Origin of the sequence: Paenibacillus sp. PastM-3 (genome assembly GCF_029893965.1) — a bacterium.
Taxonomy (GTDB): domain Bacteria; phylum Bacillota; class Bacilli; order Paenibacillales; family Paenibacillaceae; genus Paenibacillus_AQ.
The window spans coordinates 271099-287422 of sequence record NZ_JARXXP010000002.1 but is presented as its reverse complement, the minus strand read 5'-3'; the positions used below and the strand labels follow the sequence as shown (position 1 = coordinate 287422).

Annotated in this window: 13 protein-coding genes; 3 read left to right on the top strand and 10 right to left on the bottom strand. The window is 53.1% G+C overall.

Features of this window, described 5'->3' with window-relative positions; genetic code table 11:
* Entirely contained in the window at positions 1 to 240 is a 240-nt protein-coding gene (locus tag M2108_RS05080) for a hypothetical protein (RefSeq protein ID WP_277468096.1), read from the top strand.
* Positions 241 to 342: 102 nt separating this feature from the next.
* On the opposite strand, the gene M2108_RS05075 is transcribed toward M2108_RS05080, so the two are convergent.
* The 4 genes from M2108_RS05075 to M2108_RS05060 form a co-directional block, all read right to left on the bottom strand.
* Positions 343 to 849, bottom strand: coding sequence for a GNAT family N-acetyltransferase (locus tag M2108_RS05075; RefSeq protein WP_277468097.1), 507 nt, complete (start codon positions 847 to 849; stop codon positions 343 to 345).
* Between the two features lie 208 nt (positions 850 to 1057).
* Positions 1058 to 1738 (bottom strand): cohesin domain-containing protein, encoded by a 681-nt coding sequence (locus M2108_RS05070; protein ID WP_277468098.1) that lies wholly within the window; start codon positions 1736 to 1738, stop codon positions 1058 to 1060.
* A gap of 261 nt (positions 1739 to 1999) precedes the next feature.
* Positions 2000 to 3094 carry a response regulator gene (locus M2108_RS05065; protein ID WP_277468100.1) on the bottom strand — a complete coding sequence of 365 codons (1095 nt, stop codon included), beginning with the start codon at positions 3092 to 3094 and terminating at the stop codon, positions 2000 to 2002.
* An 11-nt stretch (positions 3095 to 3105) separates the two neighbouring features.
* Positions 3106 to 6225, bottom strand: coding sequence for an ATP-binding protein (locus tag M2108_RS05060; RefSeq protein ID WP_277468101.1), 3120 nt, complete (start codon positions 6223 to 6225; stop codon positions 3106 to 3108).
* A 177-nt stretch (positions 6226 to 6402) separates the two neighbouring features.
* Here M2108_RS05060 and M2108_RS05055 point away from each other — a divergent pair, with 177 nt between their 5' ends.
* Entirely contained in the window at positions 6403 to 7023 is a 621-nt protein-coding gene (locus M2108_RS05055) for a TVP38/TMEM64 family protein (protein WP_277468102.1), read from the top strand.
* Here M2108_RS05055 and M2108_RS05050 read toward each other — a convergent pair.
* The 6 genes from M2108_RS05050 to M2108_RS05025 form a co-directional block, all read right to left on the bottom strand.
* On the bottom strand, positions 7009 to 8595 hold the full coding sequence (locus tag M2108_RS05050; protein WP_277468103.1) for an aminotransferase class V-fold PLP-dependent enzyme: 1587 nt from the start codon (positions 8593 to 8595) through the stop codon (positions 7009 to 7011). The genes M2108_RS05055 and M2108_RS05050 overlap by 15 nt on opposite strands.
* A 54-nt stretch (positions 8596 to 8649) precedes the next feature.
* Entirely contained in the window at positions 8650 to 9126 is a 477-nt protein-coding gene (locus M2108_RS05045; RefSeq protein ID WP_277468104.1) for a DsrE/DsrF/DrsH-like family protein, read from the bottom strand.
* Positions 9127 to 9287: 161 nt separating this feature from the next.
* The gene (locus tag M2108_RS05040) at positions 9288 to 9611 is read right to left on the bottom strand and encodes a hypothetical protein (protein ID WP_277547162.1); all 324 of its coding nucleotides are present in this window, start codon (positions 9609 to 9611) and stop codon (positions 9288 to 9290) included.
* Positions 9612 to 9702: 91 nt separating this feature from the next.
* A complete protein-coding gene (locus tag M2108_RS05035; RefSeq protein ID WP_277468107.1) occupies positions 9703 to 11850 on the bottom strand; it encodes a bifunctional diguanylate cyclase/phosphodiesterase in 2148 nt (715 codons plus the stop codon).
* Between the two features lie 262 nt (positions 11851 to 12112).
* Positions 12113 to 12736, bottom strand: coding sequence for an acetate uptake transporter (locus tag M2108_RS05030; RefSeq protein ID WP_277468109.1), 624 nt, complete (start codon positions 12734 to 12736; stop codon positions 12113 to 12115).
* A gap of 120 nt (positions 12737 to 12856) precedes the next feature.
* Entirely contained in the window at positions 12857 to 15223 is a 2367-nt protein-coding gene (locus M2108_RS05025; protein ID WP_277468110.1) for a putative bifunctional diguanylate cyclase/phosphodiesterase, read from the bottom strand.
* A 178-nt stretch (positions 15224 to 15401) separates the two neighbouring features.
* Between M2108_RS05025 and M2108_RS05020 the strand changes: the two genes are divergently transcribed.
* On the top strand, positions 15402 to 16319 hold the full coding sequence (locus tag M2108_RS05020) for a prenyltransferase (RefSeq protein ID WP_277468112.1): 918 nt from the start codon (positions 15402 to 15404) through the stop codon (positions 16317 to 16319).
* Positions 16320 to 16324 lie beyond the last annotated feature (5 nt).

Sequence of the window (16324 nt, the reverse complement as noted above, 5' to 3'; positions counted from 1 at the left end):
ATGTCAGTATTTGCGGAGTTTGACAAGGAGCGGCAGGCTGTTGATAAGCTGCTGCAGCAGGGTTACGGAATAGTAAATATCAAAGAGGATCTGGACGGTGCCGAGGTAACATTTGTCCGCAGTGGTTCCGAAGGTGACCCGGTAAAGCTGCTGCTGCTGACGGCGGATGCGCGCAAGCACGTGGCAACAGCCGTTTTTGCCGGAATCAGGCCGGCAGCCCCGGTTGAAGCATCTATTTAAAAAAAGGATCAGAAGCTGGCAGACTGCCGGTTACCGGCGTACCCAGGTACGGATGGAACCGGCAGTTTTGATATGTGTTTGTGTATTAAGGCCCTGTTCAGGCTAATATAATTGCTCTTCGTACTCTTGCCGCAGGATTGACATAATCACCATCGAGTCGAAGGAATCTCCGCGTTTTACCGCTTCCCGCAGCACGCCCTCCACTTTAAAACCAGCTGCCTCATACACATGCCGCGCTCTCAAGTTGAAATCTTTTACATCCAGCCAAAGCCGGTGTGTCTTAGTGTTCCTGAAGATCCATTCCCTGATCATGCAGACTGCTGCAGTGCCGTATCCGCGGCCTTTCGTATGAAGGACAATCCGCAGAAGACATGTGCACAGATTGGGGTCCTGCAGCCCTGTGATAATAACGTAGCCTGCCGGCTGGCCGGTTTTATCCTGAATAATCAGATGCAGAATGTCTTCATCAAAGATGGCTGCAGCATGCTTCTCCCTGCTCCATTGCCCGACATAACGGCAGTTGTGTTCGTCCTGCTCGGCAGCCAGTACAAAGCCGAGATCCTGCAGCCCGGTCGGCCGCAGATCAATATTTTGTGAAGTGATAAGCATCCTTACCTCTCTCCTCATATATGAATAAGCTCGAAATATAAGAACACAGTACATGAGATTGGCGGAAATGCCAATACATAAACAGGCTTTTCCCGCGTCCGGTGCCAAGAACGGAGGAAAACCTGTTTAATCATGAAAGGGTTTGGTTAATTATATTAAATATATCGGGTCGATATATGTTCCATATACATAAGATCAAATTGCTGTATTAAGCCAAGCGGTGGGCATTAACGTTAGGCCCCATGGAGTATACGGAGACCTGAGGAGTCGGAATAATGGCTACGGGTTCGGTAGTTTGTACGGTGATGTCAGGAGAATATAGATAAACGCTGTTGCCGGCTTCAGATGTTCTGATCCGGGTGAATTCATTGGCCAGGCTGATTGTTGAGGAGGATGCCAGCGTGTGCTCCTTTACCCGGAGCTTAAAAGTGACCAGGGTCTGGTCGACAGCCGGGATTTGGGTGTGCTTCGAGTTGGTTTCGACCTGGATATCGATGCCGCGCATCGTTGTGTTCATTCCGAAATAAATGCCGCCGTCGACGGGATTCATGAAATTAAACTGAAATATATTACCGACCTCGCTGCCCGGGGTGAAAGCGGAATCGCTATAGGCTGATTGTACGAGATATTCCGAGTTATCAAAAACTTCACTGTCATACTGCACTGTAAAATTCATGTAGCTGTAGCCTTGATCATTAGGATCGAAATTCCGCAGGTTCAAGAGTACAGTGACTTCATCTCCCGGCGCATAGGCAGGCTGATCAGTTGTAACCTCGACAGTCATAGCAGGGGGCGTATTGTCTATAGTGACCTCGCGCATCATGGAGAACATAAGGGTAAGGAAATTGGTGCCTTTAAAATATTTTTTGAAGCCTGGCCATCTGTTCATTGTAACAACCTCCATTTACTCGTGTAGTTCTGTACGATGTGTAATTATTGCTGTGTAAAACAATGGTACTATTTGCCACTGACAAAACACTGATAAAAAGTCGAAGTGTGACGGAAAAAATCGAAATGACAGCGCTTTATTACGGAAAATAGCAAAAAAATAACCGGGCAGGCTGCTGCCGGGTTATTTGTTGTAGCCGCTATATCATCGAAATCCACTTTATCGCGTCTTGCTGCGGATGATCTGCCTAATTGTGCAAGGCTACGTTCCGAGGCGCTTGTATGCTTCAAGGAACCACTCCGGAAGCTCTCCGCCCATTTCGCTCTTGTAGGAATCACGGAACTGGGTGAAGCGGCGCTGGGCGCGCAAAGGCTTGCCGATTTCGTAATAGAGCGAGATGATCTGCAGGGCATAGCTTTCCTCCAGCGGTTCAAGCTCGGCCAGGCGCAGGGCATATTCCTCTGCTTCATAGTGGCGTCCGGCCTCGACAAGCCCGAGCGTAAGCTGCTCCAGCAGCTTCAGATACAGCTGGCGGTATTTGTCCCTGACCGAATAAATCCAGAGGCTGTCCAGAGACTGCAGCAGCTCGCCTGTATAAAGCGAGGAGGCATCCCGCAGACTCTCCAGATTGTTGTCCTGCAGCGCCGCAAGGGCAGCTTCCTGAAACCGTTCCGCATCCCCTTCTATGCCCTTGGCTTCCAGCCGGTAGTTTTCCCGGTCCGAGGTCAGCTCGATTTTGTCGCCCAGATCGGCATTTTTTAAGGTTTTACGGATCTGGTAGATGGTGGTATGCAGGTACTGCTTGCCCTTCTCATAATTCCACTGCGGAAAAACATCATTCAGAATAACACTGACGCTGCCTTGCCTGTGTATCCATAGATAAGCGAATAACTCCTCTGCCTTATGCGTACTCCACTTAACAACGCCAAGCGGCCCGGTTAAGGTGTGGCCGCCAAGATACTGAAAGCTTGCGCTCGCGCTTGTCGCCCCCGGCTGTCCGGACTTTGCCTGCTTGGACAGGAATTTGGACCAGGTTTTGAGCAGGCGGGGCGGGTCTACCGGCTTCAGCAGATAATCCGCTGCTGAGAGATCGAAGGCTTCCACAGCATAGCTGCGGTAGGCGGTTACGAACACGATCTCCGTATCCGGCGAGAACGGAAGCAGATTCTCTGCAAAGGCAAGCCCTGACAGCTCGGGCATTTGAATATCCAGAAAGATCAGATCCGGCTTCTGCTCGGCGGCGGCTGTGAAGGCCTCCCGGGGATTATCAAAGACATGGATTGACGCAATGTTCTCACATTGCTGCAGCAGCTCGCGCATCTGTTCCAGCGCCGGCCATTCATCATCTACAACCATTACAGAATAATTCAGGAGACCTCATCCTTCCACGGTATTCTTATATGCACTTCAATTCCGCTGTCCTGGCCGCGGGTAAGCAGCAGCGGGTGGCCGAATTGCTTCAGCAGCCGGCGGTTAATATTTTTTAGCCCGATCCCAGTTCCTTGACGGGAAGAGGAGCGGTAATCCTCCATCATCCAGGAAGCCAGCTGTTCGTCACTCATGCCCTTGCCGTTATCGGCGACGGTAATTACAATATTCCCGCCCTGCCGGCTGGTGGTAAGGACCAGGGTGCCTCCTCCGATTTTTTCCATTAGACCGTGGCGGACAGCGTTCTCGACAATCGGCTGGACAATCAGCGGGGGCAGCGTGAATTCGGAGACCTCGATATTGTACTGCACACTCAGACGCTTGCCGAAGCGGGCCTGCTCCAGTGACAGGTAGGCTTCAATCAGCTCAAGCTCCTTCTCGAACGGGATTGCCGTTTCCTGGTTGCTGAAATCAAAGCTTCCCCGCAAAAAGTGGCTGAGATCGTACAGCAGCTGCCTCGTCTTCTCGTTGTCCCTTGTACTCATCCAGATGATAGTGTTAATGGCGTTGTAAAGGAAGTGGGGCTTGATCTGGGCGCGCAGCATGGCTATTTCCGAGCTGAGCCGTTCGGCGACCGACCTTCTCAGATCAACCAGGGTTTTGACGCGTCCCTTCAAATCGCTCCAGGCATAAGGTTTATGGATAAAATCGTTGGCTCCGGCCCGGAAGGCCGGCTCGTTGAAATGGAGCTGCTGTCCGGCGGTAGCCATGAGAACAGGCAGATCCAGCGGGCTGAAGGTTTTGCGGATGATTCTGCAAAGCTCAAGTCCCGACATTTCAGGCATCATGACATCAATGATGCAGAGGTCAAAATTGCGGTCCTCCGCCAGAAGGGCAAGCGCCTCTTTGCCGCTGCGGATACTGGTGATCGTATAGTTCTCCAGTGACAGCAGATTGGTTAGCGCCTTCAGGTTGGCATAATCATCATCCACTATCAGGATACGCGGGGCATCCCAGCCGGCTTCGCCTCCCCCGTTATATTGCGGCAGCGGGATGGAGGGGTACTTCCAGTCATCATCAAAAGCTTCCGGAGGCGGCTTTACCGGTGTAAGCAGCAGCTCGCGGCTTTCCGGCTCTGCTGTTGACGGGGCAGGCTGACTGACAGGGATGGCAAAGGTAAAGGTACTCCCCCGTCCGGGCACGGATTTGACCTTAATGCTGCCTCCGTGCAGCTCGACAAGCTTGCGGGTGATGGCCAGGCCCAGGCCGAGCCCGCCGCTCTCCAGCGAGTCTGCTTCATTGACCTGCTCATAGTCGCGGAATATACGCTCCAGACGCCCCGGGGGAATTCCTCTGCCCGTATCGGTCACTGAGATGGAGATGATATCCTCCCGCCGCTCCGCTTCGAAGACCACGCTGCCGCGGTCAGTGAATTTGAGGGCATTGTCGAGCAGGTTGTACAGGATCTGCATCAGCCGGTGCTCATCCGCCTCAATCAGATAGACCCCCGGCGGGATGCGGTTCTTGATTCGGATGTCCTCCTTGATGTTGAGGAACTGGAACACTTCAATCACGATATTGGCGATTCCCTGAATGTCGACCTGCTTCCAGTGGAGTGTGATCCGCTCCCGCTTGATCTGCTCATAATCGAGGATGTCCCTGACCATGAACGCCAGCCGTCTGCCGGTACCGAGAATCAGGCGCATATCCTCGCGTTGTGAGGAACTGAGCGACCCTCCGCTGCCTTCGTAAAGAGATAATGAAATGTTGATAATAGCGTTCAGCGGTGTCCGCAGCTCATTGGAGGTTTTCAGCAGGAATTCATCCTTGTCCCTGTCCTTTCGTGCAAGCTGGTGGGACAGCTGCTTGATAGTCTCATAGGCATGGGCATGCCGCGCAGAGAGAAACAGGCCCTCAGCAAGAATGAAAATAGGCCCGGAAACCGGCGGTATGGAATAAAATCCTGTACCCAGCACCAGGTTGCTGGTCAGCGAGAGTGTAAATATAATGGCGGCGATTGCACCGATCAGCAAATAAAAGGAACCGATTTCTTTCTTAAGCACAGCGCGGAGCATCACATAAAAGGTATAGATTATTGATATTAAGCTGAAAATTAGCAATATACTGGACGCCCGTGAATAGAACCGGATCGAGCTTACGAGCGTCAGGAGACAGAACCCGATAGAGTAGGTGAATGTAATCCGCTGGAATATCCTTGAATACAGGGCAGGGAACAAAGTGTAGGTATAGCCGGCCACAAAGGAAAAGCCGATTACGCCCGATATCAGCTGTAATTTGCTGAACCACTCATATGAGATTGAAGGAGACAGGTCAAACAGCAGCTTTTCGCTGTGGGTGAGCATATATAAGACAATCGTAAAGCAGTACATCGCTAACTGGAACGATGAGTAGTCCTCTTTACGCTGCAGTCCCTGACCCAGGAAATAGACGCTGATAAAAGCGAAGCCCGCCACAAGCATGATATCGTAGACGCTGTTCCGCTTGTCCAGTGCTTGAACAGCCTCGGGTGTTCCGATCCGGATAGATTCAGCGATTCCGCCGCTGTCGTAGGTGAAGTTGGAGGCATGGATAACAATTTCAGCACGCCTGTTAACGCTCGGAGAGGTGACTGAATAGGGCTGATTGCGGGGCTCCGTAGTGTTCAGCGTCTGTCCGGGAATGCCGCTGCCTCCCAGCGGCTTGCCGTCAATAAAGAGCTGGCTGGCATTGCGGATATTGTTCGCCTTGAGCGCAAAGGATTCGTTGTCCGCCGGCAGCAGCAGCTGCAGACGGTAGGTAGCAAATCCATAGCGGCCGTAATCCCTTTGCGACCATGTCTTCCAGCTTCCCGGCACAGAAATGTAGCTGATACCTTCTGTTTGGCTGGTGTTTGCAGGATCAAGCAGCTGATTCCAGTAAAACTCCCACTTGCCGTCCAGCTTATAGGTTGAATCCTTATCAAAAGTGCAGGCGGACAAATCGATCATGCCGGGCTTTACTGCTGCGCATGAATCGCTTTTGCTGCTTAGCAGGGGATATGCTGCGGTTGCTGCGAGCAGGCAGATACAGAGAATGCCAAGGGTTCTCGTAGCCAGCAGCCTGAAATCAAACAGTTTCATACAGACCTCACTTCGCACAGCTGGAACTTTTTCGTAAATTCCGCATCATTCGTCAATAATTTCATCATAGCCCTGCCAGCTTCTGCTTGTCCAGTCACAAGCGTCCAGTAAAGAGTTATTGTATAATTGAAGCTCATGGTTCAAGAAATTTTGAGTGTGATGAGGAGAGGGCAAGTGATGTACTTATTGGATATATCGTCATGGCTGACGGAGGAGCGGCTCCGGGTGCTGCTGGAGCAATACAGGACGCTCGGACCGCTGCCCGGAATCGGGCTGACCTTTATGAAATCCTTCGTTCCGCCTCTACCGACGATTGCCATTGTAGGCTTGAACGGGGCGGTATACGGCTTATGGCTTGGCTTCTTATATTCCTGGCTGGGACTGGTAGCAGGCTGTGCGGCGACCTTTCTGATCATCCGGAAGATCGCCTCGCATCCCTACTTGCAAAAGTGGGCCCGCCGGCCCAAGGTAGCCGAAAGCATGACCTGGGTGCGCCGCAGCGGCTTCAGTTATGTTTTTCTGCTCAGCCTGTTTCCGGTCGGCCCGTTTGTTGTCATCAATATGGCCGCCGGGCTGGCCGGTATGCGTCTGCGCTCCTACCTGCTGGCCATTGGTGCAGGCAAAGCGATTATGGTATTTGCCGTGTCCTATATCGGCAATGATGTGGAGCGGTTTATCCGTAATCCGTGGGAGATTATCTATGTGCTGCTGTTTATCGGTCTCTCATTATGGTGTGTAAAAACAATTGAAGCCCGGTTTGCCCGGGCGGCGGGGGGAGATCCGTTACACCATGAATAGGCGCCGGATTGCAGATTCTGTCTCTGTCTGGCCTGAGTGGTGGAGCCAGCTGTTCGTTGCAACGCTGTAGCTGTAATCCTGCCCCCACTCCATTCCGCGGGCAGTGATATTCTGAACAGCTTCTATGATTAAGTCGACTTCAGCTTCACTCATAATGGGGTGCAGGGAGATGCGGACCCAGCCCGGCTTGGAGGACTGGTCACCGGCATGCAGATCCTGGACAATCAGCTCGGACTGTTTACGGTCAAGCCCCAGCAGATAATGACCGTAGGGGCCGGCGCAGGAGCAGCCGCCGCGAGCCTGGATGCCAAATCGGTCGTTCAGCAGCCTCACGGCGAGATTGTAATGGATGTCCTGCAGGGTGAACGATACGATGCCATGACGCTCTGTCTGTCCGCCGGCGAGAAGGGAGCAGCCGGGAATCCGGCCAAGTCCGGACAGGAGCCGCTGGCACAGCTCCTGCTCCCGCAGCCTCATCCATTCCCCGCTGCCGTTCATCCGCTCCTTCAGCTTTATACAGAGCGCGGTGCGGATCGCCTGCATGAACCCCGGTGTCCCTCCGTCTTCACGTACCTCCACGTCAGCGATGTAGCGGCGGCCGCCCCAGGGGTTGACCCAGACCACGGTTCCGCCTCCGGGTTCATCGGGCAGTCTGCCGCAGCATAGCGCGGCATCAAAGAGCAGGACTCCGCCTGTACCGGGACCGCCGAGAAATTTATGCGGGGAGAAAAAAACGGCGTCGAGCTTCTCCAGCGGCGAGGCGGGGTGCATATCAATAGCTGTATACGGTGCGCTCGCGGCAAAGTCAATAAAGCAGAGACCCCCGTGGCGGTGCATGGCCGCGGCCAGTTTGGCGTAGGGGGTCTCAATTCCGGTTACGTTGGAGCAGGCTGTAAAGGAGCCGATCTTGAAACGGCGGTTCCGGTAATGGAAGAGCAGCTCTTCCAGGGCAGCCGGGTTTATGTTGCCGTCCGCTCCGGCAGGTACTGTGATAACATCACCGATGCCTTCCTGCCAGGGCAGCAGGTTGGAATGATGCTCCATATGACTGACGAAGATGACGGGGCGTTCCTCCGGCGGACAATGGAAGCTCTGGCACTGCCACTCGGGCAGCTTCAGGCCCATCAGCCGCTGCAGCTTGTTGACCGCGCTGGTTGTGCCGTTGCCGCAGAATAGCAGGACATCCTCCGGTCCTGCATGGACATGCTGTCTGATGATACTGCGCGCCTCATTGTAAGCCATCGTCATCGTCAGCCCGGTGCTGTTGGAATCGGTATGCGGATTGCTGACATAAGGGCCGAAGGATTCCTGGATCTGGCGCTCGATCGGCTCATATAAGCGCCCGCTGGCCGTCCAGTCGGCGTAAATCAGCGGCTTCCGCCCAAAGGGTGTCGTGATTTGATGGCGGATGCCGATCGTATGCTCGCGAAATGCGGTGAAATGTGCCGCAAGCGAAGCCGGGGCCTCCTTGGGGAAGGCAGGGTTGATGGTTAGCACGGGCAATCCCTCCAGCCGGTTATTTCTGGCTGACACCGCTGCCGGCTGCTTCTTGGTAGATTCCGGCTGTGTCATTATGGCTCAGTATATGCCCGCTGCAGGAAATAGGTTAAAGCCCATGCAGAATACTCAGATAAAGAGCTGCATGTCACTCTCCAGCGCATCCTTCAGGTAAGCCGAGGCATCTATAATTTCAACCTCCGGAAGCAGCTCCTCGGGCTTGAATCCCATAATCTCTACGGACAGCTTGCAGGCGTAGAATTTGATGTTCTTTTTACGGGCGCCTTTGAGGAAATGAATCAGCTTGGGCGCGTTATTGTCCTCCATCATCTCCTCCAGCATCATCCGGCCCAGGCCGCTGAAATTCATATGCGAGAGCGGCAGCTGCTGCGGCCCCTTGGGAGTAAAGACATCCATCAGCTTTTCGTAGACCGTTTTGTCCTCCAGCGTCATTTTTTCCGGATCACGCACCAGAAACAATCCCCAAAAAGCAAAAAACATCGTGACCTCAACCTCAATATCCCGCGCTGCATTGGCGAGAATCAGTCCGGCCATTGCCTTGTCATATTCGCCGCTGAACATCAGCAGGTTTAGTTTTTTGTCCATCTTTGTGCACCTCCGCCATTTTAGGATGCCGTTAGTATGCTTGCAGCGGCTGCGGTGTATGCCTGCCGTCACAAAGATGTACCAGCTGGCCCCGCTCCCCCCGCCGTCCGGCAGCAACGAAAAAAAGCTCCCGGCTGGGAGCTTGCAATGCGTAGCAATAATTACTCTTCAGAGCTGTCCCGGTCAGCAGGCTCGCTCTCAGCCGGGCGGCGCATGTCATAATGGCGGGCGGACCACCAGATACTGCCGGTAAACAGCACAATGAGTCCGAGAATAATGGCAAACCGCCAGTCGCCGGCCTTGAAGTTCAGCTGCAGAACAGTAAGTACCAGCGCAACCTGTGTCCAGACCAGCGTTCTTTTGCGGAAAGCGGTAATATTTCCTTCCATAGCGGGCATGCCGCGGATGATCCTGTAGGCGAGGATGGCCAGAATCAGCGCAAAAATGATTGTACCGATTAATTCTGAATTGGAGAACGTATTCATTTTCTCGAAATCCTTTCGGTTTAACTTCCTGTAGTACAAGCTTATTATAGCGGTCCGCAGCCCTTTTACCAAGTGCAGACCGCGTAGTTCTTTATGATGCCATTCTGCTCAGGATTTCCTCAGCCGGCAGCGGCGGGGAGAAGTAGAAGCCCTGGATATGCGGGCAGTCATGGTTGACCAGGAACTCCAGCTGTTCCGCCGTTTCCACGCCTTCGGCAATCAGGTCATAGCCGAGCTGCGAGGCTACGAAGACAATCGATTTGATGATAGTCTCATCAATCGAGCTGATGCCGATGCCGGTAATGAAGGTCCGGTCGATCTTGATTTTGTTGACCGGGAAATGCTTCAGATAGTTGAGTGATGAATATTTGGTTCCAAAGTCATCGATCGAGACGATAATGCCGTGGTCGCGCATCTGCTGCAAGAGCGGATAATGCTCCTCCAGCAGGGCCGTGCTCTCGGTAATTTCGAACTCCAGCACCTCGGTGTCAAGGCCGTAATGATCCAGCACCGACAGCAGATTTTCAATGAGATTGCGGTTGTAGAACCAGCTATTGGAAATGTTAATGGAAGTCCGCAGCAGCGGCATCCCGAGCTTCCGCCATTCACAGAGCTGCCGGCATACCTCACGGATAACCCAGTCTGTCAGCTGGATCATCAGCCCTGCCTCCTCAACAGCGGCAATAAAGGTACCGGGGCCAATCAGCCCTTTCTCGGGATGATTCCAGCGGATCAGCGCCTCCAGACCGACCATTTTGCCGGTAACAGCATTAATCTGCGGCTGGTAATGCAGCACGAACTCTTCACGCTCCAGCGCGGAATGCAGGTATTTGGCAATCATGATCTTCTGCTCCAGCTTCTCGCGCAGCTCCCAGTCAAAAATGAAGTAATTCCGGTTCTCCAGCGACTTGGCCTGGTACATCGACATGTCAGCAAATTTCAGCAGATCATCTGTACTTGAGGAATGCTCCGGGTACAGTGAAATTCCGATGCTTGTCGACAGGCTCAGGTGGGCACCGGCAATCAGCAGTGTCTGTGAGATCAGGGCGCTGATCTGTCCGGCAATGTCCGGTATACCCTCCTGCGGCAGATCTGAGAAGACCATGACGAACTCGTCGCCACCGGTGCGTGCGAACAGCTGGAAGGGAAGCCCTGCGCCCTTGAGCCGGCCGGCCAGCGTCTTGATGACCTGGTCTCCGATTGAATGGCCGAATGTATCATTGATTTCCTTGAAGCGGTTCAAGTCAAAAAAGAACAGAGTGTACGTCTGTGTCGGCTCCGAGCATTGCAGCAGGCGCTCGAACTCATCCATGAAATACCGGCGGTTCGGAATATCGGTCAGGCTGTCATAATGCGCCAGCTTCTCATACAGCTTCTGAGAGACGCTGAGATCACGGGTGCGGAGGTTGACTACACGCTCCAGCTCGTGATTGAAACGGTTCTGATGCCAGTAAAAATAAAGGATAAAAGCGATGATAAGCAGACAGGCGATATCAATCCACAGGACGCTGCGGAAGACTTCCCATTTTGTCTGGGCCGGAAGGAGGGTTCCCATCAGCCAGTGCTGGTTATAGATGTCGATCGGGGTTGCCACCAGTTGCCCTGCAGCCTCTGCCCTGTTGCCGAACAGCAGGGTGTGATCTAAGTCCGTCACATAAACGGAAGAGTCCAGAGACTGCATCTGCTCGGCGATATCCTCTACCGTCACCGTTGCCGAGACTATGCCGGCAAAGGTGTTGCCGTTAAAAACGGCCTGACGGATAACCATGCCATACTGGCCCTGAGCCAGGATCCGGGGACCGTCAATGGTGATGCCGCGTGAGCGGATGGTCTCCTGAATCATGCCGGATGAGGAAAGGGCAGGATCAAGCAGCAGGTCTTTATTCAGGATGGAGGTGTTGCCTGAAAGCGGATAGAGATAGCGGATAATACCGTCCGGAGCAATCACAATATTCATAACGTTCGTGCTTGCGTTGTTATAGGCGGTGAGCAGATACTGGTTAATAAGAGCAGGCTCTGCGTCAAAGCCTACCGTTTGAATGAAGGAGCTGATTCCTTTGACAATCGATACTTTCTCTTCAAGGTTTGAGATCAGTGTGACAGCCTGAGAGGATAAATCGGCTTTTTCAGCCCGGTATTCCCGTTCTACCGATATGGAATAATAATAGAAGAGAGAAAGCTGCAACACGACTAAGAAGCCGAGGATGATCGTCAAAGGCTTTTTGTTAATGAAAGCCATGGAGTGCCTCCGATATCAGAAAATTCAACATTATATAAGCAATTTGGGCAAAAGTGGTTCCTGCACCACCGTCAAATGTCGAGATATGTCGTAGGTGTCTCTATAGCATGTCATTTTTTGTGTTTTTGTGCAAGGAAAAACCTAATAGCCTGGGGTAAAATCAAAAAAAACGGATAAATACGGTCCGCCTAAGGGCAGCTTGTATTTATCCGTTGCTCTTGCAGGTACTGCTATATGAATTTCGGCCAAAGGCAGCGTCAGCTTATTTCTTGAAAATACGCAGTGGTGCGCCGACCGGCAGGAAGGTGCGTCCGAAATGGGCGTTAAGCACGGAAGCTCCGCAGCCGTAGAAGGAAACCGCAGCAATCGCCATTTCCGAAACCGCAGCCAGCTTGTGGAAGAATTCCGCAGCTACGCCGAAGGCATCCATAGAAAGGCCGAGGAACAGGAAGTCAATCAGGATAAAGATGATCAGCAGGACACGGTTGGCTTCGACTGCACCAATGGTCATGAACAGGGTGAAGATCAGATAGCCCAGGAAAACAAAGCCAAGCTGCTTGGGATCCACGCCTTCAGCCAGTGTTGCTCCGAATACGCCGAGTTTGATCAGCCAGCTTGCGCCCATGCCGAACCAGAAGAAGGCATATGCGCCGAATGCAGTCATGCCGAAGGTGTTATTGTGCTTGGCATCCTGGATCGAGGCGAACAGCTGGGCGAAGGCTCCTAGGAAGATTGCCCACGGAATAGCGTAGCTGAGTCCTGTTGTGATTTCGAGTTTTTGTGAAGAAGCGACCAGGGTAACGATAGCAAGTCCGAACAAGCCGATGGCGCTGGGGTCGGCGGTGACGATTTTGACGGATTGCGTTGATTGGGATTGCGCTGACATAGCAATTAAAGCCTCCAATTTTCAAAAGTGTTCGCATAGGATAACAGCACCCGCTCAGGGTGCTGTTATCAGCTTGCCTATCATATCATATCGCCTTGAACTTGCCTATAAAAGAAGAGTTCATTTTTTGGCGAATATCAGATTATTTTGCGATAAAAATGAATAAATATTCACGGCTTGCATCGGCCGGCTGATATAGTAGCCCTGAAGCTCATCGCTGCCCAGCCTGCGGAGCAGATCGAACTGTTCCGCCTGTTCAATGCCTTCAGAGACAACCTTCAGCCCGAGATTATGGCTCAGCTCGATAATGGACTTCACAAGCACATCACCCTGGGGCTCCAGGGTCATCTCGGAAATGAAGGAGCGGTCGATCTTGATCACATCTACCGGGAAGCGGCGCAGATAGCTCAGCGAGGAGAACCCTGTACCGAAATCGTCCAACGAGATCCGAAGGCCGTGGCCTCTCAGCTCCTGGAGCGAGGACAGAATATTGTCCCCCGAGACCAGCACACTCTCGGTGATCTCCAGCTCCAGGCTGCTGCTGGGCAGCCCGTATTCCGCAAGCAGCGCCAGCAGCAGCTCGGTCAGGCCTGGCTGCATCAGCTGTACCGCTGAGATGTTAACGGCAGCCGTCAGCTCCAGGCCGTCCGTACGGAAGCGGCTCAGGTCAGAGCAGACCTGCCGCAGCACCCAGCTGCCGATGCTGACAATGGAGCCGCTGGTTTCGGCCAGCGGAATGAATTCAGCGGGGGACACAGGTCCGTGAGAGGGGCTTGTCCAGCGCAGCAGGGCCTCCAGCTTGGCCACCTTCAGGCTGTCTGAGGCCAGGATCGGCTGGTAATGTACTTCAAATTCATCATTGATCGCTGCTGACAGCAGCTGCTGAGACAGTACCTTCCGCCGCCGGATACTTTCCTCCAGCTCCTCCGAATACTGCAGAATGCTGTTGCGTCCGGACTCCTTGACATGGAACATGGCCAGATCAGCCTGTTTGACCAGATAATCAGCGTCCTCACCGTTCTGCGGGTAGACGCTGACACCGATACTGGCTGTATTGTAGAGCAGGTGCCCCTGGATGCGGTGCGGCAGGGAGAGCGCCTCCTGGATGCGGGACAGCTGTGCATTCATGCTGTCTGAATCAGAAGCGTCGGCAAGCAGAATGGTGAACTCGTCTCCGCCGAGACGGGAGACAACATCATGCTTGCCGATGACCCTGGAAATCCGGAGGGCAATCTCCCTCAGCATCGCATCCCCGAAATCATGGCCCAGCGTGTCATTAACCGTCTTGAAATGATCGAGGTCAATGAAGACCAGGACGATCTGCTGGCCGGTATTTTTGACCGAGGCAATAGCTTCATTAAGTCTGCTGAAGAATAGCGAGCGGTTCGGGAGCTGGGTCAGCGGATCCAGCATCGACTGGAGCTGCAGCTCCTCCTGGGCCTGCTGCAGCGAATCAATCATCCGGTTGAATTCATGCTCGACTTCGCTGAACTCATCGCTTCCGGAGCTGTCGATCCGGATGGACAAATCCTTGCTGCTGCCGATGGCGCGGATATTTCTGACAAGTGCGGACATTCTTCCGAGTATGGAACGCTTGACGAAGATCAGGCTGATTATGCACATCAGCAGGGTCCAGGCCAGGAAGAATTTCCGGAAGCTGATGATGGTTTTCAGCCCGCTGTCATATATCTCCCGCGGATGCAGCAGTATCATTTCTATCGCAGGATTGCCGAACAAATCGTTAACTACAGCATGGATTGACATCATCCCGCCGGGTTCTGAAGTCATCCACACCGACTGTCCCTTGCCAGCTGCCGGCGCTGCAGAATCAATGACCTTCATCTGCAGCGAGGATTGGGTTTCTTCCCGCATACGGACAATCTCTTCCTGCCGAAGCAGCCTGCCGGCGACGGCAGTGCCGATTACCGGCAGGTCTCCGCTGTTGTTGATGATCGGGGCGAGGGTGATCAGCATCGGGCCGTTATCGAGCAGCACGATGCCGCAACGGCTGCCCTCGTCTCCAGCGGGGACGGACAGCTTGCTGCGTATAAGATTGAGCAGCGTAAGGTACTCCGGAGTCAGCGCGGATACTGTACGGGTATCGGGATTATAGACGCCGCCATAACGGAGCTGTCCGGAATTGTCCAGCAGGGCAGTCATATCAAAATGATTGATTTCATAGGTGACCGGGCTGAAATTGCTGTCCAGATAGGTCTGCCTGTCCACAGCCGGCATTTGTTCAGGCTCTTCCGGCTGCATAAACCGGTAGGTATCATCCCAGGTCGAATATTTCCGTAACCCGGTCTTCAACGTTTGCAGCTCGCTCTGATAGGTTGCAACCACGTTATCCAGCTTGCTCTGCAGTGCTGCTTCATCCAGCTTTTCAAAGCGGTTCAGCAGAATGAAGTGCAGTAGCAGATAAGTGACACCTAATCCGAACAGGGCTACAACACAGATGAAGATTATTATTTTTCGGCTCAGCTTCATGTTGCTCCCCTTCTTGTATTAATAGACTTTATTAGGAAATAAGTACCACCTTAACCAGTGTAACACGATTAGGTAATATTTTGCAGCGTTAATCTGTCCCAAGTGTCGAAATTTGATGTATAATAATCTTGCAATAATAATAATCACATAAATTATATAGAAGGAGATATCGTCTGGGATGGACAAATGGACATTATTTAAGAAGATCACACGGTTTGGAACGATTCCCGTGATGCTCATACCGGTTGTTTTGGGGACGGTCGGGGCATACGTATGGGAAGGCAGATTCCATCCGTTTTTGTTTGTTATAACGCTTGTCGGTGCAGTATCTGCCCATCTGTTCTCGAATATGGTGAATGATTTATGGGACTTCCGCAATGGTACGGATACAGAAGCAAAGAACATACCGGGAGTGGTTTCGACGAACTCCGGTTTTTTGTCAGGCGGGCTGATGAAGGAATCCCTCTTTGCCCTGTTGACCTGGTCACTGCTGGCGCTGGCCGTGGCCTGCGGCCTGATCCTCAGCATTTCCAGCGGCTGGGAGACGCTCTGGTTCGTAGCGGCCGGGGCGCTGATTGCCTATTTCTATGTCGCACCGCCGCTGCGGTTCGGATACCGGGGCAAGGGCTACAGCGAGTTTGCGATCTTTGTCGCTTTTGGAGTACTGCCCGTATTGGGCTCTTATTTTGTGCAGACAGGTGAATTCAGCCTGAGGCCGGTGCTGTTGTCCATTCCGGTTGGCCTTTTGACAACACTGCTCCTGTTCAATCATCACTTCCTGCACTGGAGAGCAGATGAGCAGGCCGGCAAACGAACGCTGGTTGTCGTATGGGGGGAACGCAGAGCTCTTGTGTTTTCCCGCATCCTGCTATTCCTTTCATACGGCTCATTAATTGTATGCGTAGTGTCCGGCGTACTGCCTGTATACGCGCTGCTGGCGCTTCTTACTGTATTTGCCCCTTTGCAGGTGTACCGCGGGCTGGAGCCGCAGAATGCTTCCCTGGCTTATCTGCCGCTAATGGGGGCCTCACAGCAGGCCTCCGTCCGCTGCGGCTTGATTATGGCGCTGGCCCTGCTGATTCAGGGGCTTATCTAACCTAA

What these genes read in the sequence shown, in the direction of transcription:
- M2108_RS05080 (WP_277468096.1), top strand. Translation starts at nt 1, where the DNA reads ATGTCAGTATTTGCGGAGTTTGACAAGGAGCGGCAGGCTGTTGATAAG.
- M2108_RS05075 (WP_277468097.1), bottom strand. Translation starts at nt 849, where the DNA reads ATGCTTATCACTTCACAAAATATTGATCTGCGGCCGACCGGGCTGCAG.
- M2108_RS05070 (WP_277468098.1), bottom strand. Translation starts at nt 1,738, where the DNA reads ATGAACAGATGGCCAGGCTTCAAAAAATATTTTAAAGGCACCAATTTC.
- M2108_RS05065 (WP_277468100.1), bottom strand. Translation starts at nt 3,094, where the DNA reads ATGGTTGTAGATGATGAATGGCCGGCGCTGGAACAGATGCGCGAGCTG.
- M2108_RS05060 (WP_277468101.1), bottom strand. Translation starts at nt 6,225, where the DNA reads ATGAAACTGTTTGATTTCAGGCTGCTGGCTACGAGAACCCTTGGCATT.
- M2108_RS05055 (WP_277468102.1), top strand. Translation starts at nt 6,403, where the DNA reads ATGTACTTATTGGATATATCGTCATGGCTGACGGAGGAGCGGCTCCGG.
- M2108_RS05050 (WP_277468103.1), bottom strand. Translation starts at nt 8,595, where the DNA reads ATGACACAGCCGGAATCTACCAAGAAGCAGCCGGCAGCGGTGTCAGCC.
- M2108_RS05045 (WP_277468104.1), bottom strand. Translation starts at nt 9,126, where the DNA reads ATGGACAAAAAACTAAACCTGCTGATGTTCAGCGGCGAATATGACAAG.
- M2108_RS05040 (WP_277547162.1), bottom strand. Translation starts at nt 9,611, where the DNA reads ATGAATACGTTCTCCAATTCAGAATTAATCGGTACAATCATTTTTGCG.
- M2108_RS05035 (WP_277468107.1), bottom strand. Translation starts at nt 11,850, where the DNA reads ATGGCTTTCATTAACAAAAAGCCTTTGACGATCATCCTCGGCTTCTTA.
- M2108_RS05030 (WP_277468109.1), bottom strand. Translation starts at nt 12,736, where the DNA reads ATGTCAGCGCAATCCCAATCAACGCAATCCGTCAAAATCGTCACCGCC.
- M2108_RS05025 (WP_277468110.1), bottom strand. Translation starts at nt 15,223, where the DNA reads ATGAAGCTGAGCCGAAAAATAATAATCTTCATCTGTGTTGTAGCCCTG.
- M2108_RS05020 (WP_277468112.1), top strand. Translation starts at nt 15,402, where the DNA reads ATGGACAAATGGACATTATTTAAGAAGATCACACGGTTTGGAACGATT.